Origin of the sequence: Pontibacter sp. 13R65 (assembly GCF_047525655.1) — a bacterium.
Lineage (GTDB): Bacteria > Bacteroidota > Bacteroidia > Cytophagales > Hymenobacteraceae > Pontibacter.
Window position 1 is genome coordinate 101,760 of sequence record NZ_JBLIQL010000003.1, and the last position, 21,967, is coordinate 123,726.

A 21,967-nucleotide genomic window follows, 5' to 3' on the forward strand; every position below is an offset into this window, starting at 1 on the left:
ACCTTAAAATTTAAAGTTATAGGTAAGTGTAGGTATAGGCTGACCAAAAATGGAAAGCTGGTAGCCCTTGATCTCGCCACCCTCTGATTTAAAGAAAACAGAATAAGGGTTTTTGCGCCCCGTCAGGTTATAAACGGCTAAGGTCCAGGAGCTGTGGGCCAGCTTCTGAATGCGGTGATTTCCCTCCAAATTAATGGCAATGTCGGCGCGGTAATAATCGGGCACGCGGTAAGCATTCCGGTCGGAGTACAGCACGCGTTGGCTGTTACCGTAGTTATACCTGGCAATGGGCAAGGTTATGGGGCGGCCGGTGCTGTAAGTAAAGTTAAAGGAGGTGCTGATACGTTTGCTGAACTGGTAGTTGCTGATGAGGGTGAAATCGTGGGGTTTGTCGAAATTGCTTGGGTAGTACGCACCATTGTTAATAACTTCGGCTGTTTCCGGATTATTCACCTGTATGAGGGTGCGGGAATAGGTGTAGCTGATCCAGCCGTTCAGCCTGCCCGACATCTTTTTCAGCATTACTTCAGCGCCATAGGCCTTGCCTCGCGCATTTACCACATCGGTCTCGATATGATGGTTCATAAAGAGCGAGGCGCCACTTTTATAATCCAGGAAATCGCGCATGGTTTTGTAGTAGCCCTCCACCGACAGCTCCAGGGTGTTGGCCCTGAAGTTCTGGTAATAACCTAGTGCCACCTGGTTCCCTACCTGCGGCCGTATATTGGTGTCGCTCAGTTTCCATACATCGGTAGGCGACATAGAGACTGTGTTAGAGAGCATGTGGATGTACTGGCGCAAGCGGTTATAGCTCAGTTTTACAGAGGAGTTGTCGGTAAGGCTGTACCTGGCTGATAGCCTGTACTCCGGCCCATGGTAGGTCGCAAAAGGATCTCCGGCTGAGTAAAAGGCTGTGTCTTGCACGGTGCTTTCTGTGCGGGGCGCGTTGGCAGCATAGTTCAGCACCTTTCTCGGGCCAATAGCATTAAATAGAGAGTACCGCAGCCCTGCCTCTACCGACAGCCGAGGGGTTATGTCAAATTTTTCAGATAAATAAATAGCCGTTTCCAACGCTTTTTCCTGCTGCAACTCATCTGGCGCCACCAGCGACTCCGGACTGTCTGGCATAAACCGACCAGGCGATATGCTGTAGAAAGTAGATTGGACGCCAAAGTTGATGGATCGCTTTGCATTCGGGAAATAAGAAAAATCGGCTTGCACGTTCGCCTGGTTCATGCCAAAACTTAGTTCAAAGGCATTTTCAGGATTTTTGTCGCTGGTAATGCCATAGCCGTAATGGCTGAAAGCGCCCGTAAATTCTCCAAAGAGTTTTTCGTCGAAGGTCCGGTTCCATTTCAGGCTGGCGTTGTGATTTGCAAATTGGTACAAGGTATCGGCACTGAGCCTGAACGCGTCGCGGCTCGTGTAGCCGGTAATGCTAAGGCTGTTCTTGTCATTTATTTTATGGCTGATATACCCATTAATATCATAAAAAGAAGCCTGACTGTTGCTAAAAGAATCGTTCGGCAGCTGCCTGAGCAGCCAGTTAGAATATGTACTGCGGCCACCTAATATAAAAGAGGTTCTGTCTGAGACAATTGGTCCTTCTAGAGTAAGTCTGCTGGTTAGTAAGCCAATGCCACCTGCTCCGGCAAACTTCTGCTTATTACCTTCGCGGGTTTTAATTTCAAGCACCGAGGCAAGTCTACCACCATAGCGGGCAGGAATAGCGCTTTTAAACAACTCCGCCGACTGTACAACATCGGGGTTGAAGGCTGAAAAGAAACCAAACAGGTGTGATGGATTGTACACAGTGGCGCCATTAAACAGAATCAGGTTCTGATCTGTGGAACCGCCGCGCACGTTCATGCCGGTGCTACCCTCCCCAACCGATTTTACACCGGGTAAGGTGAGCACTACCCGCAAAATATCGGACTCGCCAAAAGCAGTAGGCACCTGTTTTATCGACCTGATATCCAGCTTCTCCATTCCCATCTGCAGGCTCGACACATTCTTATCTTTGTCGGCCTCCACCAACACCTCCTGCAATAATCTGGCATCTTCTTCCAGATATATATCCAAGGTGCCGTCGCTATAAAGCTGGATTTGGCGCCTGGTGCTTTGCATGCCCATGCCTTTGATAAGAAGCTGGTGCCGCCCTGGTGGTAAACTGAGCGAGTAAAAGCCATCCGTATCAGACACAGTGCCAACCATAGGAGACTCTGTGTAAACCGATACCCCCACCACCGGCTCTCCTGTTGTATAGTTCTGCAAGTGCCCCGACAAAGTGACTTTGCCTGAAGTTTTGCCCGACCTTGTTCCTACTTCGTGCAGTTTTAGCTCTGATGTAGCTCTTCTTTTGCTACTGGCATTGGAGGGTACAAAGCCTGAGGCGATAGCCGGTTGCTGTTCTACATTTTCTGGCTGTATTTCAAAAAAACCGGCAGGCAGGTTCAGCTCTATTTGCCTCCCCTTGGTGATGTACACATTTTGCTGGGCATCTATCGCAAACTTAAATTCTGAGTTCTGAAATACCTGCCGCAGCACCGTGTCCAGCGGTTTATCTGTGGCCTGTACCGTTATGGTCAGGCTATCGAGCAGGTCGGGCTGGTAAAAAAACTGGTACCTGGTGCTCGCTTCCACCTTCTGAACAAACTCAGCGAATGTGAGATTAGTGAAGGTACCACTTACGGCTTTAGGCTCGCCAGACTGGGCAAGGCAGGGCGTAAGGCAACAGATGCAGCAGCATAAAAGAGACAAAATGCCTCGGTTTAATAGCATCATGGGAGGTGCGTTTCAGAATTAAGGTGTGATGAAGAAGTAAACCTAGCTACCTGACCAGAAAAAAGGCTCCGGAAGGCCATTTTCATTAGAATAATTTCAATTCAAAAAGAGAATTACTGCGTGTCGTAAAATTTTGCTGCCTCTACAATCGCCTCCTGCTTCTGTTTACCGAACTTTAGGTTCCGGGAGTTCAGGTGCTTTTTCAGCAGCTTTTTGTTTTCCTCAAAAACCTTTAACACAGATCCCTGGCTGTTCACAGGGTGGTACCGACCTTCTTTCAGAATAAAGTATTTGGTGGCCGGCTCGTAAGTTCCTGCCATTTGACCTTTCTCTACAAACTCCTGCGCCTGCTTCGAGTGCCTGGCATACACTTTTGTGGCGTGGTTATAAAGCAGCTCATAAATGCCCGGCTGTAACGACGAACCTGCCAGACTATCTTTTGGCAGATAGACAAAGCTGTGTCCACGCAAACGGAACGCTTTCAACTTCTCGGGGAGCAGCTTCTGCAATGCACCCTGGTTTGCGGTGATGACCTCATCCGTTACCACATCATAAAGCAAAGGCAGGGGACAGTGCCAGGCACCATCGTAATACACACCGCCCTGCGTAAGGCTGTCTGTTATAAAAAAGGGGTGACCTTTAAAGAAATGCTTGTGGTGTTGAATATATTCCGGGCCGTTGAAAACATGCGCCTGCTCTCCTACCGCCTGTCTGTAGCGGCTTAGGGCATGGTGCCTGGCCTGACTAAGAAAAGCCGTATCTCCCACCATTTGCTGCGCAAACGAAGCTTGAACTGACATAAGAAAAAGCACTAAAACACTTGGCAGAATTGGTACTTTTATTTTCATGATCCACGAGACTAAAGCCTGTTTTTATAACTAACATTTGCTAGCAACTTGTGAATATATGAATTATGTTTTTATTAGCAAACAATGAGTTCAAACAAATATTCTTCATTTTTTATAACACAGCAATTAAAAAGTAGGAATTAGCTGCTATTCTGACCATAGGACCTGCCTGCCAGATTTAAAAGTTTATACCTTATATTTGCGCAGGCTATTGCGCTGGCACCGGCGTTGTGGTTTCTGTACTAAATTTGCGCATGCCTATCATTACCCAACAATTTATTGTACATGCTCCTCTAGCCCGCTGCTTCGACCTTTCGAGGAGCATAGACCTGCACAAAATTTCGACACAGCACACAGGAGAGCGAGCTATTGCAGGCCTTGTTGCCGGGCAGATTGAGTTAAACGAAACCGTTACCTGGCGGGCAAGGCACTTTGGCATCTGGCAAACCCTTACCAGTAAAATCACGGCCTATAACCGGCCCTACTACTTTGCAGACGAAATGGTGCAGGGAATTTTTGAAAATTTCAGGCATCAGCACCTGTTCGAGGCAGTTGGCGACAGCACCCGCATCACCGATATCTTTGACTACACCTCTCCGCTCGGCTTGTTGGGATCACTAGCCGATAAACTATTTCTGGAGCGGTACATGGCCCGCCTACTTACAAAAAGAAACCTTGTGATAAAAGAATTTGCTGAATCAGGTAAATGGCAAGAGGTGCTGGAAATTCCGCGCAGCCACAGCCCTTTCGCTTAACGAACTAGCTTTCGCACCCTTATCAAAAATATGACTAAACTACCTCCGGAAGGGCATTTTCATTTGAATAATTTTGTAAAGCAGCTTTTCTAGGGTTGCACTAAATGCAAAAAGGCAGGCTATTTAGCCTGCCTTTTTGCATTATATGTTACTGACTAATAAAGGCAATCCACCTGCAGCACCGCATGGAAAGTATCTGCTCAGCTAGTAGCTCAATTTATAGGCTACTACCCTGTTGTTTCGAAAAGTGGGCACCAGTACCAGGTTTTCTGCCTCAATATAGTCAATATCGGCGGTGTTGGCACCTTCGCTTTTTGTATCGAGCATGAGGTGCTCTTTTCCATTACTGATAAAATAGATCTCACCATCCCAGCGGCTGGCAATAAAGGTACTGTCGTTCAGAATAACCAAACCATCACCCCCTTTTACTACTTCATTCACAGGCTCGGTGTTTTTGTCGGCCATGATGTAACGGTGTAAACCTGCGCCATCGAGCAGATAAAGCTGCCCCTCCTCGTTAAAGGCAAGTCCGTTAATATTCTCCAGGCCTTCTGCTATGAGTGTAACAGCACCATTTTCGAGCGCGTGCACTCTTCCTGTTCTGGAATCTGAGAAGTAAATACTTCGGCCATTAGTAGCCGCATCGTTCAGGAATACCGCATCCTGCACCGGGTACCGGTTACTAACCTTCTTGCTGGCAACATCAATCTCCACAAGCTCATCTATGTCTGTTACGTAGAGCTTTCCGTTTAGCAGGGCCATGCCTTTAGGGGCATTGAGGCCGGTCAGCCAGTTTAATTCACTAATGGAGCCATCAGGCTTCATGGTCGCAATAAAGCCTTTCCCGTTTTTCTCCGAAGAGTTTCCGCTGATGTTGCTTACATAAATGAGGTTAGAGGCTTTGTCGTATAGTGTCGACTCAGACGTTGTCATGATACTGTCGGTTTCCCAAATCTTGGTAAGTGTAGGATTCAGGGCTTCTGTTGCTTCCGCATTCTGTGTTGCCTGAGCCTCCTGGTTTTCTGTTTGGTTTGAGCAGGAGAAGCATACAGCCGCCACAACAGCATACATCAATGTCTTTTTCATAGGATTATCGTAAACAGTTTTAGTTTATTTAACTTATTTAATTGAGGAATCATTAAAGGCTTTTATTCTGGCTCGTCAGATAAAGCGGCAAATTAGCGCTTTACCGCGACAATATATAATATTAACAATTGATAATAATAATCACAAGTTCAGTAAAGTTAACCAGCGCGTTTTTTACCTGCTGCATAGAGCTGACTTACCTGGTTTGTAGCCATACATATACCTAAATCAGCCTGAAACGAAACAGCCTGTTAAATGCTCTGGAAGGTCTTTTTCATTAGAAGAATTTTATTCTGATACATGCATAGCCGCCACATGAAGCACAATAAAAACCTGATACTAAATGGCAGGACTCAACCTGTTAAACCAGTTTGCGTTTCTACACGAAGGTTCACTTGTAGCTGGCTTTTTGCTTTGATGACCTGATGAATTTACATGTTGGACAAAATCTACCGAGGCTTACCACCTTCAGTACGCCTGGAAACCGGATTTTAGTATAGTGTTTTGCCTATTTGTCAAATAAAAACCTCTAGCCATATGATGATGCAAAAACTATTTCCTGGAAAAAAGATGCTGTGCCTTGGTGTGGTACTGCTCATGGGCTTTACCATGCCTGAGACGGAGCTTATGGAGCGGAAAGCACCAACACATGCTCAACAGCCAAAACAAGCCACTGCCTTAGAAGGAGCCTGGCGCCTGAGCAAAGGAGCTGATGCCAATGTCAAGACGGCAGCCGGAGAAACTGTAATAAAGCTAGTGGCCGACGGATTTTTCTCGGTGGCTGTGTTTGACAAGGAGCAGAAAAAGTTTCTGGGCACCTATGGCGGCAGCTACTCCACTTCAAACGGTAAGCTAACAGAAACATATGATTTCCATACATTGGACTCTACACTGGTTGGCACCAGCGTAACGAGTACCTACAGTCTAAAGCAAAATAACCTGCAGCAAAAAACGACTACTGGCACAGCCGCCACCTGGGAGAAAATGGCCGCAAGCGGCCAGCAGGGCCAGCTAACAGGAGCCTGGCGCATAAGCGCACGCGAAACCAAAGTGGGCGAAATGAGCACCATTACCCCCGGCCCCCGCAGAACCATAAAAGTGCTGGCAGGCAACCGTTTCCAATGGATCGCCTTTAACTCTGAAACAGCAGGGTTCTTTGGCACCGGCGGAGGAACCTATACCACCACCAACGGCAAGTACACCGAAAACATCGAATTCTTTTCACGCGACTCCAGCCGTGTTGGTCAGCAACTTTCCTTCGATTTCGAGCTGAAAAACGGCGACTGGCACCACAGTGGCCTCAGCAGCACCGGCAACAAGATAAACGAAACGTGGCAACGCCTCGTTAAACCATAAATCCAGCTAAAAGCAAGAAGGCCAACAAAATGTTGGCCTTCTTGCTTTTAGCTGGATTTAGTATAAAACTGTTACCGGTTTTTCACCTGTACCGGCAGCCCCTCCAATTGGGCATAACTTAATTTCCAGGCCCCGTCGGTTTCTTTTTTCCAGAGCAAAATGAAATTTCCTTCCCCGATGCCGTAAGGCTGGTCTGGTCCGGCAGGAAGTACATCTACGGAGTAGGTTCCGCCTTCGTAGGCCGTCTGGCTATCAGCGCCGGAGCTTACCACATTAGTCTTTAAATCGGCAATGGTACCGGTAGTCTCCCGAACCCATTTTTGAGCTACCTCGGCTTTGCCCCGGTAATGCACCTCGCCCTGTAAAAAATGAACATCTTCGGCCAGCATGGCCTCCAGGCCAGATACGTCTTTGCTGTTCCAGGCACTGATGAACTGCTGATTAAGTGCCTGCACATTCACCGCTTCGTCTTTGCCTGCACAAGAGACAAAAACAATTACTAAAACGAAACTATAGATATATGATTTCATGAGATTGCTTTTTTTAAACTATTCACTCCTAAAAGACTTCGAACATACCTTTTATATGCTCAAGCGGATTAAAATCGAAGTTGGTCAGATTTTAAAGTAGAAAACCCAGGCAAAGGAGCCTGGGTTTGGGACAATAGTAGTACCCATTATTACCAGCTTTTCCTTCTGTATTCAGAATTAGCGTATGGCTTTGAATAATCTCCAAAGGTGTTGTTAGGTAAATAAGCCGAGCTCAGCATATTGGGCACTGTATTTCCGTCTGCATCATATACCGAAGTAAAATTAGATACAGCAAACTCTCCCTGCTCGGGTGCATACGCCCTGCTCACCGGAACTGCTTTTGCAGGAGCAGCGGGTTTGGCAGCTGCGACAGTTCTGGTTGGCTCCGACCTTCTGGCCATGGCGGCTCTATCAGCGGCGGCACGTTCGGCTGCAGCTCGGTTTGCGGCCGCTATTCGGGCTTCTTCCGCCTCTCTTTCTTTATTTTTGTTATCGATGTGCTTGCCAATCGCGTAACCGGTGCCTCCACCAACTACTCCACCTACCACACCGCCAACTACTCTGTTTCTTTTATGTATAACGGCACCTGCTGCAGCACCGGTACCGGCACCTATCACAGCACCTTTTGCCTGTGGGCTCCATTTCTTCTTTTCCTGAGCCTGTACAGTACCGGTAAATACGATGGCTACCATCAGCATCATACTCCCTATTAAAGTGGCCTTTTTCATAACATTGTCGATTAAGTTGAAAAACTTATTTGCTATATAGGGGCAATAATCACAATCCGCGTGCCATAATCAATTATAAGTACAAAGCACAGCTCCTGCCGATAGCATAATAGTAAGAATACCATATAAAGTATTTAACAGGCCACACAAGTATAAACCACATAATCAACTACTTAATAAACTATTTCGGATAAAGAACTTTTTTTACTTTAGCAGGCATCCAATAAGGTTAGAGTTCTACACACAAGTTCACGCCTTGGTCCTTCACACATTACCATATTAAGTTTTTTAGTACAGGTGAGGGTAACTTTACTGTCTGCAGCATTTACTGTGAATTCATAAACAACATAATAAGGTAGCACGCTATTACTTTGTTTTAAACTGACCGTATGCATGAAAAAAACTATACAAGCATGGAAGATCAAAAAGATAGAGCACAGGCAATTTTTCTGCAGATTTGCGATGTAAATGACCTGGATCCGGAAATGATAAAAGCGGAGTCGCAAACAAAAAGCTCCGAAAAACTCAGGTCGAGAGGCGAGGCAGAGGTCTGGATATATACTGCTTTGAATTACCGGGCCATGCAACTACTACAAGAGGCTGGCCTGGCTACCACAACACCTCTTAAGGGCGACGGAGGAGAATATTCTATAGATGCCGACCCTGCGGCTCCTGCCTTTGTTATCAACGAAGATACAGTTCGAAGCAAGCACGAACACGAAGTGGCTGAGCAGATTATAAATGCGCTTGCAGAGGTGAAGCTGCCAGTGCAGGCCTGATGAATGGTTATGCCGATTTTCGCTTACCAATCAGTTGGTTTACTGGATAAGTTTCGGCTTTTCCGCCTGCCAGATAGACTATTCAATTAAAGGTTAAATACCAGGCGAAGCAGGAAGAAAGGTAGTCTTCATTTTCTTCTTTATAAGCAGCTACGCTACCTGCAGCGTAGGCATCTACTCCTGCTATAGAACAGAAAAAGTTTTTTGCTAGTATAAGCAGGAAGTTAACTCATATAATCATTTTTTAAATGCTGGAGCTATGACCAATTTTTCGCGCAGAAACATCCTTAAAAGTCTGGCAATGGGAGGAGCTGCTGTCCTGTTCTCCCCCAATATTCTTTTGGCGGCCACGCGGCAACAGAAAACCCGCCTGGGCGTGGCGCTGGTTGGTCTGGGCCATTACAGCACCGATTTGCTGGCCCCGGCGCTGCAGCAAACAAAACATTGCTACTTAGCCGGCATTGTAACAGGCACACCAGCCAAAGCCGAAGCCTGGAAAAAAAAGCATAACCTGCCGGACAAGAACATTTACAACTACGACAACTTCGATGAGATTGCCAACAACCCCGACATAGATGTTGTGTATGTGGTGCTGCCGCCCTCTATGCACAAAGAGTATGTTGTGAGAGCCGCCAATGCCGGAAAACATGCCTGGTGCGAAAAACCGATGGCCATGACTGCCGAGGAATGCAAAGCTATGATAGATGCCTGCAGCCAGAACAAGCGCTCTCTTGCCATTGGTTACCGCATGCAGCACGAGCCAAACACACAGGAGTTTCAGCGCATTATTAAAAACAAGCTCCTGGGCAATGTGCAGCAGCTGACTTGCGGCGCCGGCTACCGCGACAACCGCACCAACCATTGGAAGCAAAAGAAAGAAATGGGCGGCGGGGCTCTTTACGATATGGGTGTTTACTCTATTCAGGGTGCGCGCTTAGGCACCAACATGGAACCCATTGCCGTTGTATCTGCCGAAACCTCTACTACAAGGCCCGAAATATATAAAGATGGCCTCGACGAAACGACAACAGCTATCCTGGAGTTTCCGGGCGGCATACTAGCCAATATTAAAACCAGTTTTGGCGAAAGCCTGAATTACCTGAACATCACTTGCCAGAAAGGCCACATAAATATGGAGCCTTTCCAAAGTTACGGAGGCATTAGAGGCAGTAGTCCGCTTGGTGAAATAGCCCATACCTACCAGGTGCCATGGCAGCAGGCTAAGCAAATGGATGACGATGCCCTTTCTATTATGCAAAACAAGCCCATGTTGGTACCCGGCGAAGAAGGCCTTCGCGATATCCGGATTGTGGAAGCCATTTACCAATCAGCCAGAACCAGGCAGCGCGTAAAGTTGTAAGCTGCTGAAAAATGTTTGGAGAGTTTGCCTGAAATATCCTTACTTAGAGCCTTCAACCCACCTAACCAATAAGGTACTATGATTAAGGTAAATGAATATTTTGATGGCGCTGTTAAATCGCTTGGCTATCAAACTGCTGCTGGCCGATCTTCTGTAGGCGTAATAAACGAGGGAGAGTATGAGTTTGGCACTTCGGAGCACGAAATTATGCACATCATCGAAGGCGAATTAAAAGCACTGCTGCCAGGTGAGCAGGAGTGGCAGTCCTTTGGTCCGGGCCAGCATTTCGAAGTGCCGGCCAATGCCTCTTTTAAAGTGCAGGCAGCCGCACCAACCGCTTACCTGTGCCAGTACCGCTAAGGGCTGCGCCCAAATTCAAAATTCAAAATTAGAAATTCAAAATGAGGAATGGAGCGTAGCTGATTTCATACTGAAAGTAATGTAAAGCTGGTAAACAGCCTCAGTAAATCAACTATAGAACTAGTTTCTGCCAGAGGGCAATCTTAAACTCGTACCAAAAATTTCTAATTTTGAATTTCTAATTTTGAATTGGGGCTGAAAGCCCCTAAAAGTGTTTCCAGCCCTGGGCCTGCAACGGAAACGATTGACCATGCTTATTTGCCAGGTTGATGCCTTCGCCTTTATCTGTTATTTTTCCGATAATGGTAATATCAGGGTGGTTCTTTACTTTATCGTAGTCGGAGAGCGGCACCGTGAAGAGCAATTCGTAGTCTTCTCCTCCATTCAGAATGCAGGTAATCGGGTCCAACTTAAACTCCATGGCTGCTTCTAAAGCCTGCTCATCTACAGGTAGGTTATCTTTGTAAATAGTGGCCCCTACCCCAGACTGCGCGCAAATATGGAAGAGTTCAGAGGCCAGCCCATCTGATACATCAATCATAGCAGTGGGCTTGATACCACGCTCTTTCAGGTCATAGATCACGTCCATGCGGGCTTCGGGGCGCAACTGCCGTCCAATAATATATTGCTTGTCTTCAAGCTCCGGTTGCATGTCGGGGTCTGCCAGAAACGCCTGCTTCTCCCGCTCCAGTATCTGAAGCCCCAGATAAGCGGCACCCAAATCTCCGGTAACACAAATCAGGTCGTTTTCTTTGGCGCCACTCCGCAGCACCGCCTCGCCTTTGGCTACCTCTCCTATGGCGGTCACGCTTATGACAAGGCCTGTTCTGGAGGAGGTAGTGTCGCCGCCAACCAGGTCTACCTTATAATTTTCGCAGGCCAGCCGAATACCTTCGTAAAGCTCCTCCACTGCCTCTACTGTAAACTTGGCACCCAAGGCAATATTTACCGTAATTTGGGTTGGCTTGGCGTTCATAGCAGCAATGTCAGACACGTTTACGGCCACTGCCTTGTAACCAAGGTGTTTCAGCGGGCAGAACGTTAGGTCGAAATGCACTCCCTCCAGTAGCATATCGCTCGAAACAACCAGCTGTTTTTCAGTTGGTTCCAGTACAGCGGCATCGTCGCCAATGCCTTTTATAGTAGATTCTTGTTGAAGGGTGATTTTATCTTTAATCAATTTGATTAATCCAAATTCGCCCAAGTCGCTTAAGGGGGTCATGTTGCTCATGGTACATACTACTTTTATAATTACAAAGGTAAGGCATTGAATCAGGAATAACCAACAAGGCAATTATTCTAATGAAAAACCCCTTCCGGAAGCTTTTCTAAAATTTTAGATACTAGACTTTAGATGTTAGATTTTTCAGTTTCTACCAGACACTCGCAGGAGCTGCGAGGCCTTACAAGAACCATCCATTTAACAATTGGGTTATTTAACAATCAGCAACTAACAAGCAACAAACAAATTCTGCTAATGAAAATACCCTTCCAGAGGCTGGAAAGCGCTTTCAGGCTAAAGAGTTTCTTGCTTGGGCCAATCAAAGTTACTCTACCTCCGCCACAAAGGCTCCCAGTTCTGCCACATCATGAAATGGAATACCAAGGGCTAGCAGCTGCGGTTTTAGCCGCTCCAGGTACCAGGGGCTGTTCGAAGTATCCAGTATAAGCTTCCGAAAACTGATTTGCTGCAGGTCTTCCGGCACCACGCGGGCATTCTTACAGAGGAGCACATAATCGGGCTGCAAAGGCTCCAGGGACTTTACCTGAAGCGGCCGCGAAAGGAGCAGCACGCGCAGGCCAGCCCAATGGTACACGCTGTTGCTATCGGGTAACATGGCGTAGGCAGCAGTCGGAGCAGGTGCGTGTAACCGAACGAACTGTGGTTGCCGGACACCTTGTTGCCATAGATGCGGCTGCACATGAAAAGTAAAGTCTGTGGCGGCAGGATCAAGTGCCGAACTAGCTACTACGGTTGCCTCCCTCCCTTTTACATGTGAAAAGGCTGTAGTGCCGCGCAAGCTGTAAACCGTAAACCGATGTTGCCTGCTTTGCTGCACCGTTTCCTGCAGTTGCTGGTAGCTAAGCAGGCCGACCACTCCTACTGCCAAAGCAAGGTAGCGCAATTGCCTGTACGCCAGAAAAAGCAGCAACAGCAGGAGTAACCCAAACAACAACCAGGTCTGCAGCACACTCACATCCACCCCTTGTATAATAGCATGTGGCAACTGCCCCACCCATAGGTTAAACTCGTTCATGCACCAGATCAGGCCGTAGTGCAACCTGAACAAGGCCCAACCCACCATCGGCACCCAGCACAAAGCCAGTGCTGCCACTCCTACATATAGCACCAGCATCGCCAGTGGCACCACCAACAGGTTCGCCAGCCAGAAATAACTCGGAAACTGATGAAAGTACAGCAGCCCCAGCGGAAAAGTAGCCACTTGCGCCGCCACAGAAAGTGTAAGCAGTTGCCACAGTTTTTCCGGCAGATGTAACATGGCACTTTTAACAAATTGAGCAGGTGATTCCTTAAAGGTTTTCCAGTTCAGAGGGGCAGCACTTGCCTGCATTGCGTCAAAATCGAGCAGCTTGAACAGCTTCGGCTGTATGTACACAATTCCCAGAACTGCCAGAAAAGACAACTGAAAGCCTACTTCCAGCAAGTTATAGGGGTTCAGGAACAACAGCGTGAAAGCGGCGATGGCCAACGTATTGTAACTGTTCGTTTTTTGCTGCATCGCCTGCGCCAGCGTTACCAACGAAAACATCAGCACGGCCCGCTGCACCGAAGGCGAAAGACCAGTCAGGAAAGCATACAGCACCAGTATGGCGATGATAGCTGCAGCCCCCACTGTGCGTTGCCTGCCGGTTCTTCTGAATCTGCCAAATACCCACGAGAGCAGCAAGTAAATCATGCCCACATGCAAGCCCGACACCGCCAGCACGTGCATGGTGCCGGTGCTGGCGTAGGCAGTGCGAATGGCATTGTCCAGGTCATCTTTCACCCCGAGTACCAGGGCCGACGCTATGCCATATTCCCGCCGTTCGGGTATGGCAGCCCGCAGCAGCCCGTCCAGCTTACGACGAAGCTGTATGCTGTAGAATTTTAAGTAATTAGGAGGAGCCTCACCAATTTTAATAAATTGGTTTAACCGCAGCGAGTGCCGGTGGTAAATGTTTTTATTGGCCAGGTACTTCCGGTAATCAAATTGATTAGGGTTGGCAGGAGGAGGCACCGTTTGTGGAGCGCCACGTATCAAAAGCCTGTCGCCGTAGCTTACTTCATAGTTTTTTCCCGAATCGTGCGGCACCGAAATTTGTACGTTTCCTTTAACCTGCCACCACTCTCCGTTTACCTGCACCTGCTCCACCCGCAGCACCGTATTCTGATACCCCGGCTTCTGGGCCACAAAATCGCTTACGGTGCCTACATAGGCTGCAGGAGCTTGCCGTAGCTGCAGCAGGTGAGCGTCTTGCCGCCCCTCATGATGCCAATCTGCGAGCCATGCACCACCAGCCATAAAGCAAAGCAGGCCCAGAGTGCCAGCCACAGCCGTAGCCCTTGCACTTTTACGGTTCCTGCTAACCAGATAAGCCGCTCCAAAAGCCACCATAAAAAAAGCAAGGAGCTCCTGGCTATGCCGAAACTCCCTGCCTGAAATTATGTACAATAAAATGCCTGCTATAAAACATAGCGTGATGCGCAAAAACGGGTATGGTGCCCAAGGCAGCTGCATCAGCCTATATAGTACATTTTGTAGTGCTCTATATCGCACTCGCTGAACTTTTCTCCTTCCGCTTCAAAGCTGTGGCGACTGTAGAACTTAAAAGCCGGCAACTGTGCGTGCAGGTAAATCTTTTTGCCAGGATGCTGCTCCTGCACATCTTCCAGAACTGTCGCCAGCAACTTCTCCCCTATCAGTTGGTTTCGGTGGCTTTTCAGAACCGCAAAACGTTCCAGCTTTATGCCGTTTGCTGTTTCGCGCCAACGGGCTGCTCCTACGGGTGCCCCTGCATAGCGCGCCAGGTAATGAGTAGCAGTACTATCGTGTACATCGTATTCCGCATCGGCTGGCACCCCCTGCTCCTGTACAAACACCTCTCGCCGTACCTGCAGTGCCAACTGCTTTTCTGTTTCTCTTTCTATCCGGATGATCTCAATCACATCCTCCGGAGCTTCTACCTCTCTTTCGTGCTGCATGCTACTTTTACTCTTGCTTTAATATTGGATAAAATACGATTATATAAGTCTTGTGTTTACTAGTGCCTGCTTCAGAGGCTGGCTCGTTTTTTTCTACAAATAGGCTCTGGCCATGTTGTTTGCACAAAGTTACCGTATTTCGGGTTTCTTCTTCACCTGAATTATTTAAATAAAATCATCCTTCCGGAGGCATATCTCGTGTTTACCACCTTGGCCCTTATTACGCAAAAAGAGCTCCTGCTGACAGGAGCTCTTTTGCACAAATTCAAATTTATAAGATTACCATAGCTTGTAAACCAGTGGCAGTTCATTTTGTCAAACACTTAGTCCTTTAAAACTGGTTCAAAGTTCCTGCGGCGGTCGCTTTCCCTGCTTTGCCCGCCAACCTCTGCCGTAGCTTCGTCTTTGGCGGCACGGCGGTCCTCATCCAGTTTGGTGTAGGCATTCACGATGTCTCTTACCAGTCTGTGTCGCACTACATCTTCTGCCGTCATCTCTACAAAGCCGATGCCTTTAATATCGCGGAGAATGTGCAGGGCCTCCATCAGGCCAGAACGTTGGTTGCGCGGCAAGTCGATCTGAGAACGGTCGCCGTTTACAAGTACTTTGGCGCTCGGCCCCATCCGCGTCAGGAACATCTTGATCTGCGCCGGGGTAGTGTTCTGCGCCTCGTCGAGCAGCACAAATGCGTTGTTGAGCGTACGCCCGCGCATGTAAGCCAACGGCGCGATCTCAATAATTTTATTTTCCTGGTAATACTTTAGCTTTTCGACCGGTATCATGTCTTCCAGTGCGTCGTAGATAGGGCGCAGGTAAGGGTCTACCTTATCCTTCATATCGCCTGGCAAAAAGCCCAGGCTCTCCCCTGCCTCTACCACTGGTCTGGAAATAATGATTTTTCGGACTTCCTTGTTCTTCAAAGCCCGCACCGCCATGGCAACCGAAATATAGGTTTTACCAGTACCAGCAGGTCCAAGAGCAAAAACCAGATCGTTTTTGGCTACGGTGTCTACCAACTTTTGCTGGTTCGCGGTTTTGGCTTTAATCATACCGCCCTTTACACCGTACACGATTACGTCTGGCGCCGTGATTATTTCTTCATCATCCAACAAAGGATCTGTAGAAAGGTATCTGTTTACACTATTTTCCGTAACCTTACCAAACTTATGATAATGGTCGATAAGAGAAGAAAGGATTTCGTGGATTTTAATGATCTCGGGCGTTTGACCCTGAATCTTGATCTCGTTTCCTCTCGAAATAATCTTGCTGCTTGGGAATGCAGCGGCAAGTTGTTTTATGTTCTGATTTCCTGTCCCCAAGAAGTCTACAAGGGAGATGTTCTCCAGCGTTATAACTTTCTCTACCAAATGCTTCCTCTTATAAATAGTTCGATGGTAATTTTTTGCTTAATTTAAATAAATTTGTCACATATAGAATACAATAATCCTGAAATTATAGTTCGTGATATGGCTGTAATTACGTTTACCTCCGATTTTGGATACGCCGACCACTACGTGGCAGCTGTAAAGGCCAGAATTCTGACGCACGATGCCAAGGCTCACATCGTGGACATTTCTCATGCCGTGGAGCCGTTTAATATACCGCAGGCCGAGTATGTTTTAGGTTCTGTCTTTCACGAATTCCCGCCCGGAACGGTTCATTTAGTAGGTTTAGACACACATGGCTCTAAGCAGGTACAATATCATGCTGCCCTTTACAAAGAGCATTATTTTGTGATGGCAGATAATGGTTTGCTGTCGCTGCTCACCGATGATAAGCCTGATAAAGTGGTAGAAATTGCAACGCATGGCAATATTTATTCTTTTCCGGCTAAAGAACTACTGGCTCCAGCGGCTGTTTTCCTTGCCAAGGGAGGCGACATCGACATTTTGGGTGAAGCCACGTACAATTTCAGGCACCTGCTAAACCGGCAGCTCCGCCTCAACGACCACTCCATTACAGGCCATGTTATACACGTAGACCAATTCGGAAATTTGGTTACGAACATCACCCGCGAGTCCATCGAAACTATCTCGCACGGCCGCACCTATACCATCCATTTTGGGAGAGAAACGATTGCCAAAATATTAGGCAATTATAACCAGGCCGACGATGGGGATACCTGCTGCATTTATAACAGCCTCGACCAGCTTTGCATCGGCATTAACAAAGGCAACGCCTCTCAGGTCCTGCGTCTCGGCTTCGACTCCAAAATAGATGTTCGCTTTTACCCGGGAGGGTGATAATTTAGAATGAGTGAGTGATTGAGCGAATGATTCTGGTCTTAAGCATTGGCGTGCGGCAAGAGCAGGAAGGCCCAACAAAGTTATCCTTTATTAGGATGTTAGATTTTAGATTCTGAAAACAAAAGATATTCCAAAGGCGGAGGCTCTAAAATTATATCATTCTTAGGATTTGAACCCTGTACAAAGTTTCAGACAAAATATTCTCTCAATCACTCAATAAAAACTCAAAATTAGGAAATGCTGATACGCATTGTCAGAATGGCTTTTCGGGAAGAAGAAACCGCTGTTTTCCTGGAGATTTTCAGGGAATCCAAAGACAAAATCCAGGCCTTTGAGGGCTGCCAGCGTTTGGAGCTTCTACAGGACCTGCACCAACCCAATGTATACAGTACTTACAGCCTCTGGGAGTCTGAGGCACATTTAAATGCCTACCGGCAATCGGAGCTATTTGGCTCCGTCTGGAAAAAAACGAAAGCCTTGTTTTCCGAAAAGGCTCAGGCTTGGTCGCACAGGCAAGTTGTCTTTCCCTGAACTGCCCTCGCCGGATCTGATTTTCTGCAGCTGCCTTACCTCAGGCAGCTTTACTGGACGTAGCATTAACTTAACATAACAAACAAACTGAGTATTTACTATCTCTAGCTTGCCTTCTTCACCAGCCTATACTCGATCTGCGGTTTTCCTCGCTCTCCGTTTTGTGCCATGGAAGTAAACCGGAGTTTGTAAATATTTCCGTCGGCATCTTTTACTACATAAAAACGATCGGTGTGCACATTAGGGGCTCCTGCACCCGTAGTAAACCGCCAGTCGGAGCCAATGGCCAGCTTGTTAGTTTGGAACTCAAGCGCAGAAAGATTGGCTTCGCCGAATGCTTCGTAGCTCACCATGCTGGTCTGCACTTTTGCCACACTGGCCCCTCCCAGGTGGTTTAGCAGCACCATATCCTGGAAATAATAAGGAATAGGGCCCAATTTATAGGTGTAGGCGGTCCAAGCGATATCCCAGCGGTCTTTGGCAGGCTCTACTGCCACGGCTCCAGTTGCAAACGACACATAGCTGAAGTTCAGGTTGCTGTCTTTTGTGATGGTGAGTTCTTTATAGGTGGTGGCTTTTATATCGGCATACTGCAGCTTATAGCCGTTGCTGCTGCGCAACACCCGTATTTTTTGCCAGCCCCGGGCAGTTGCTCCTTTAGTACCCCGGTTTACGATGTACACCTTGTTTTCAGAATCCGTGGTAGCTACGGAAGCTATCGCTGTCTTAGTGAGGTCGCCCTCCACATCATCTATATATTGCATGGCTTCCGGAGAGTAAGTGTCTAAGGTTAATTTTGCCACCAGTGCCACGGTATCCTGCGCTGTTACCTGGTTCAGGTCGGTTTTATCTAAGGCCACAGCCAAAGCGCCTGTCTCGTTATTCAACACTACCCTGAATTCGTTGCCGGAGTAAAATGCAAGATCCCAGGCAGTACGGGCAATTGCCGTTTGCCGATTGGCACTTAGGTCGATGAACACTTTATTTGTAAAAGCAGCACCTCCCCCATTCAGCACCATAGCAGCACTTTCTGAAAGTATTTCGGAAAAGCGGAGGGTAGTAGTGGTGTTACCGCTCAGCACCACAGCCGGACTGGCAGCCGAAACAGTAAAAGTAATTTCTTCGTCTCCGTCTAACAACAGTACACCGGCTACTTTCTTCACCTTCAGCACCGCCTCAGAGCTCCCGGCCGGCACTGTAAGGGAAATGGAGCCATTAGAAGCGGCCGGATCGGTGGTGAATTCAGTGCCGTAGGTTAAGCCGCTGCTTTGCAAGGCCAGTGTAATAGGCACGGCAGCATCTGCAGCCCGACTCAGGAGCACCTTCACCTCCACCTCACCTGCCTGTGCCTCAAAGCCTATTGCTGGAGCTTCGAACTGCAACAGGTTGTCCGGCAGCGGCGGGTCTTCGTCTTTACAGGCACTTAGCGTTGTCAGAAAACCTAGAACAAGGAAACTATATAATCTTCTTTTCATAAAAATATTGGTTATAGAATGGTAATGGGTTAATTTGAAGTTAGAGCTGCGTTTTAACTTATCGGAATCAAAAATGGCATCACCTTGAGAGAAACGACACACGAATCACGGCACACAACTGCTACTCATTTATATAAAAGGTGAATTCAATTTCGATGGGGTGAGCCGCTGTTTACGCGAGGAAAACAACCGTTGACTTCCAGCAAAAGCCTGATGCGATGCCATGGAATTCCACTAATGAAAAAGCCCTTCCGGAGGCTATTTCAAGATATTAGATACTAGACTTTAGATATTAGACTTTTCCTCTGGAGTGGCTTTCCTTCATCTGCTTTGCTCACAAGACGCTCGCAGTAGCTGCGCGCTCTGCGAGGTCTAATCCTGTTCTTGCACGAGCCAGCTAGTCATAATCTTATCCCCTAAACAAATAACAATTAACAGCAGAGGCGCTGGGACCTTTGCCGCACAAGGGTCGGCCAGGCTGTGCGCTAAAAGCAAATAATTATTTAGCGAACCGGAAACTGAGCCCCAAAAAGAAGGAGCGGCCATACCCCATAGGGTGGTTTCCTCCGGTGCTGTGGGCACCACCACTTGCTATTTCAGAACTGCTAACCTGCTTTACATTCAACAGGTTTTTTACACCGGTTTGCAGGGTCAGGAGCTTACCCAGCGATTTCGTAGCAGTTATATCGGCCCAGGAATAACCATTTATCTGTGCCAGGTAAACAGCATCTGATCCGAGCACATAGGTTGGCAAAGCACCGGTATATTTGTAGAAAAAGCCTAGGCTGGCACCTGCCTTGGTAAAGGTGTAGGTGGCATTCAGGTTTACTTCGGGATACCATGTAAACAGCTCCAGACCCTGCTGCTGCTCATAAAGTTGGTTGTAGCGCCCAATATACGAGGCTCCCACTGTGGCTTCGAGATCGTGCAGCCGTAGCGTGTTCTGGAGCGATACGCCCGTGGTTTTATATTTTTCTATATTGATATAGGTGTAGTGTGTGGGGTTGCGCTCATCCTGCCCGGTTGTGATCAGGTGCTCGAGGTGGTTATAAAAGCCGCCCAACGTAGATAAAACCTGCATCTGCTCTGCCTCCCATACCTGCCATGCCAGTGAGCCATTGAAGCTGTGCGAAAGCTCTGCCTGCAGATTAGTATTTCCCACAATGTTATGGCTTGCGTCATGAAAGTTGAAGTACAGCTCGCGTAGCGACGGCGCCCGGAACCCGCGACCGTAAGCCAGCCGTAAATCCAGCTTCTCCGTTAGGCTCACCTTGGCATGGAGCGATGGAATTACAGGAGGCGCCTCATACGCAGAATTATGCACCAGCCGCAGCCCGGGCCGGATATTAATTCGCGGCTTCGGCTTTAGCTCAGCCGAAAAAAAAACTGCATAATCGTTTATGCCAGCCGATCCCGCTAATCTCTCTCCGCTCCCCTTTTCGAGGTTCAGGTCAAGGCCGGGCTGAAGGGCCACCACAGGAGAAAGCTTGTAGTGCACTGTACCACGAAACGAGGCCCCTTCAAAACGGGTATGATCCTGTGCGCCGGCAGCCAGCGAAAGCGTTTCGCGCCCAGTTTCTTCTTCCACCTCCACGCCCTGGGTTCTGCGGCCAAAGTCGGTGTAGGAGGCAACGCTAGTCATGTTGATTTTATCTGAAATCTGCCAATCGGCCTGCGCCTGGTGCATTATGCGTTTGCTCAGAAAATTTTTGTCGGTGGCTTTTCCGTTCACAAAAGTGCCCAGGCTGTTAATGGTCTCATCGAGCAGGTTCAGGCGGTACCACGCGTGCACTTTAGCCGATCTGTAACCTGCCGCCACATCGCCGAGCCATTGCTCTTTCGGGTGCCATGCCCACTCCAGTCCCCGCCCCTCCTGGTTCTCTTTTAAACCCGAAAACTGATTGTGCGAAAACCCGCCTGCCACTTGCCAGCCGCTGCGTTGCCAGGTTACTCTCGCGCTTTGGTTATGAATACCCCGCCCGGCGCCATATTCTTTGCTAATGGTCTCCTCGTGCAGCCGTGCCTGTAGGGTGAGCTGCTCTCCCTGCGGCTTTTTCGAGATGATGTTGATCACGCCTGCCAGTGCATCGGCACCGTACACTACCGACATCGGTCCCTCCACAATTTCGATGCGTTCTATGTTGTTAACATCAAGCTGATTTATGTTGATTTCATTGGAAGTTCCGCCACGGCCAACCAGAGGCGCGCCATCCAGCAGCACCTTCACGTTTTGGCCAGAAATTCCCTGCAGGCTCAGGTTGGAGCTTCCCAGCGCCAGATCCTGATCAAATCGAATGCCCAACTCGTTGTTCAGCACCCCCTGCACATCGGTTGCTCCCCGCATTTTAATTTGCTCGCTACTAATGGTGCGCATTTGGTACACCGACTTCCGTACCGACTGCGGCTCATACTGCCCGGTTACCACCACCTGCTGCAACTCCACGGCTTTCTGCTTCAGACGGATAGGCGGAAGTTCAAGGGTTTGCTGTGACTCTAGCTGAACCATGCGCTTTTCTACAGTGGCTCCAATAGCATGCGCTGTTAAGGTATAGCTGCCAGTGTGTGCCGCAAGGGCAAAAGTGCCATCATCGCGGGTTGTGGTGCCGGAGGAAGTGTTCTCTAAAGCAACAATGGCGTAGGCAACCGCTTTACCATCGGCGGTAACTACCTTGCCTTTGAGCGTACCCAACTGTTGCTGCGCAAAGGTAGTGCTAACGCCCAGCAGCAGGCAAAAGAGCAAAAGCGTAGAAATTCTTTTCATAATTTTATTTAAAAACAGGTTAGGCGCATTTGCTGCATGCCGTTTTTTCAGTCATAGCAGTTTCCTTTTACCTTTGTTTTACCAACTTTTGCAGGAGGCCCAAAGGTGATTTTAGCTGCCATAAACAGCATACATCTTATGTTAACTTAAAGCAATGCACTAGC

General features: G+C 48.1%; 18 protein-coding genes. 7 read left to right on the forward strand and 11 right to left on the reverse strand.

Annotated features, from left to right (window positions below; genetic code table 11):
• Nucleotides 1-3: 3 nt before the first annotated feature.
• The gene (locus tag ACMA1I_RS04915) at nt 4-2,784 is read right to left on the reverse strand and encodes a TonB-dependent receptor (protein ID WP_337067176.1); all 2,781 of its coding nucleotides are present in this window, start codon (nt 2,782-2,784) and stop codon (nt 4-6) included.
• Nucleotides 2,785-2,897: 113 nt separating this feature from the next.
• Entirely contained in the window at nt 2,898-3,584 is a 687-nt protein-coding gene (locus ACMA1I_RS04920) for a hypothetical protein (protein ID WP_337067177.1), read from the reverse strand.
• 302 nt (nt 3,585-3,886) lie between these two features.
• Here ACMA1I_RS04920 and ACMA1I_RS04925 point away from each other — a divergent pair, with 302 nt between their 5' ends.
• Nucleotides 3,887-4,387 carry an SRPBCC family protein gene (locus ACMA1I_RS04925; protein ID WP_337067178.1) on the forward strand — a complete coding sequence of 167 codons (501 nt, stop codon included), beginning with the start codon at nt 3,887-3,889 and terminating at the stop codon, nt 4,385-4,387.
• Between the two features lie 204 nt (nt 4,388-4,591).
• Here the strand turns inward: ACMA1I_RS04925 and ACMA1I_RS04930 are convergent, their stop codons facing one another.
• Nucleotides 4,592-5,473 carry an ATP-binding protein gene (locus ACMA1I_RS04930; RefSeq protein WP_337067179.1) on the reverse strand — a complete coding sequence of 294 codons (882 nt, stop codon included), beginning with the start codon at nt 5,471-5,473 and terminating at the stop codon, nt 4,592-4,594.
• A gap of 537 nt (nt 5,474-6,010) precedes the next feature.
• On the opposite strand from ACMA1I_RS04930, the gene ACMA1I_RS04935 reads away from it, so the two are divergent.
• On the forward strand, nt 6,011-6,829 hold the full coding sequence (locus ACMA1I_RS04935; protein ID WP_337067180.1) for a membrane or secreted protein: 819 nt from the start codon (nt 6,011-6,013) through the stop codon (nt 6,827-6,829).
• Between the two features lie 71 nt (nt 6,830-6,900).
• Here the strand turns inward: ACMA1I_RS04935 and ACMA1I_RS04940 are convergent, their stop codons facing one another.
• On the reverse strand, nt 6,901-7,359 hold the full coding sequence (locus tag ACMA1I_RS04940; RefSeq protein WP_337067181.1) for a nuclear transport factor 2 family protein: 459 nt from the start codon (nt 7,357-7,359) through the stop codon (nt 6,901-6,903).
• A 149-nt stretch (nt 7,360-7,508) separates the two neighbouring features.
• The gene (locus ACMA1I_RS04945; protein ID WP_337067182.1) at nt 7,509-8,087 is read right to left on the reverse strand and encodes a YMGG-like glycine zipper-containing protein; all 579 of its coding nucleotides are present in this window, start codon (nt 8,085-8,087) and stop codon (nt 7,509-7,511) included.
• Nucleotides 8,088-8,500: 413 nt separating this feature from the next.
• Between ACMA1I_RS04945 and ACMA1I_RS04950 the strand changes: the two genes are divergently transcribed.
• The 3 genes from ACMA1I_RS04950 (at nt 8,501) to ACMA1I_RS04960 (ending at nt 10,586) form a co-directional block, all read left to right on the forward strand.
• Nucleotides 8,501-8,866: a hypothetical protein gene (locus ACMA1I_RS04950; protein WP_337067183.1), complete on the forward strand. Its 366-nt coding sequence runs from the start codon at nt 8,501-8,503 to the stop codon at nt 8,864-8,866.
• A 259-nt stretch (nt 8,867-9,125) separates the two neighbouring features.
• Nucleotides 9,126-10,226 carry a Gfo/Idh/MocA family oxidoreductase gene (locus ACMA1I_RS04955; protein WP_337067184.1) on the forward strand — a complete coding sequence of 367 codons (1,101 nt, stop codon included), beginning with the start codon at nt 9,126-9,128 and terminating at the stop codon, nt 10,224-10,226.
• A gap of 78 nt (nt 10,227-10,304) precedes the next feature.
• Nucleotides 10,305-10,586: a pyrimidine/purine nucleoside phosphorylase gene (locus ACMA1I_RS04960; protein WP_337067185.1), complete on the forward strand. Its 282-nt coding sequence runs from the start codon at nt 10,305-10,307 to the stop codon at nt 10,584-10,586.
• Between the two features lie 205 nt (nt 10,587-10,791).
• On the opposite strand, the gene thiL is transcribed toward ACMA1I_RS04960, so the two are convergent.
• The 4 genes from thiL to ACMA1I_RS04980 all read right to left on the reverse strand — a co-directional run bounded on the left by thiL (nt 10,792) and on the right by ACMA1I_RS04980 (nt 16,157).
• Nucleotides 10,792-11,817, reverse strand: a complete 1,026-nt coding sequence (gene thiL / locus ACMA1I_RS04965; protein ID WP_337067186.1) for a thiamine-phosphate kinase — start codon at nt 11,815-11,817, stop codon at nt 10,792-10,794.
• Nucleotides 11,818-12,133: 316 nt separating this feature from the next.
• Nucleotides 12,134-14,260: a ComEC/Rec2 family competence protein gene (locus tag ACMA1I_RS04970; protein WP_337067187.1), complete on the reverse strand. Its 2,127-nt coding sequence runs from the start codon at nt 14,258-14,260 to the stop codon at nt 12,134-12,136.
• Nucleotides 14,261-14,325: 65 nt separating this feature from the next.
• Nucleotides 14,326-14,790: a GNAT family N-acetyltransferase gene (locus tag ACMA1I_RS04975; RefSeq protein WP_337067188.1), complete on the reverse strand. Its 465-nt coding sequence runs from the start codon at nt 14,788-14,790 to the stop codon at nt 14,326-14,328.
• A 323-nt stretch (nt 14,791-15,113) separates the two neighbouring features.
• Nucleotides 15,114-16,157, reverse strand: coding sequence for a PhoH family protein (locus tag ACMA1I_RS04980; RefSeq protein WP_337067189.1), 1,044 nt, complete (start codon nt 16,155-16,157; stop codon nt 15,114-15,116).
• Nucleotides 16,158-16,211: 54 nt separating this feature from the next.
• Between ACMA1I_RS04980 and ACMA1I_RS04985 the strand changes: the two genes are divergently transcribed.
• Nucleotides 16,212-17,033 (forward strand): SAM-dependent chlorinase/fluorinase, encoded by an 822-nt coding sequence (locus ACMA1I_RS04985; protein WP_337067190.1) that lies wholly within the window; start codon nt 16,212-16,214, stop codon nt 17,031-17,033.
• Between the two features lie 240 nt (nt 17,034-17,273).
• The gene (locus ACMA1I_RS04990) at nt 17,274-17,567 is read left to right on the forward strand and encodes an antibiotic biosynthesis monooxygenase family protein (RefSeq protein WP_337067191.1); all 294 of its coding nucleotides are present in this window, start codon (nt 17,274-17,276) and stop codon (nt 17,565-17,567) included.
• Between the two features lie 104 nt (nt 17,568-17,671).
• Here ACMA1I_RS04990 and ACMA1I_RS04995 read toward each other — a convergent pair whose 3' ends face one another.
• A complete protein-coding gene (locus ACMA1I_RS04995; RefSeq protein WP_337067192.1) occupies nt 17,672-19,042 on the reverse strand; it encodes an HmuY family protein in 1,371 nt (456 codons plus the stop codon).
• Between the two features lie 499 nt (nt 19,043-19,541).
• The gene (locus tag ACMA1I_RS05000; protein ID WP_337067193.1) at nt 19,542-21,803 is read right to left on the reverse strand and encodes a TonB-dependent receptor; all 2,262 of its coding nucleotides are present in this window, start codon (nt 21,801-21,803) and stop codon (nt 19,542-19,544) included.
• Nucleotides 21,804-21,967: the final 164 nt, after the last annotated feature.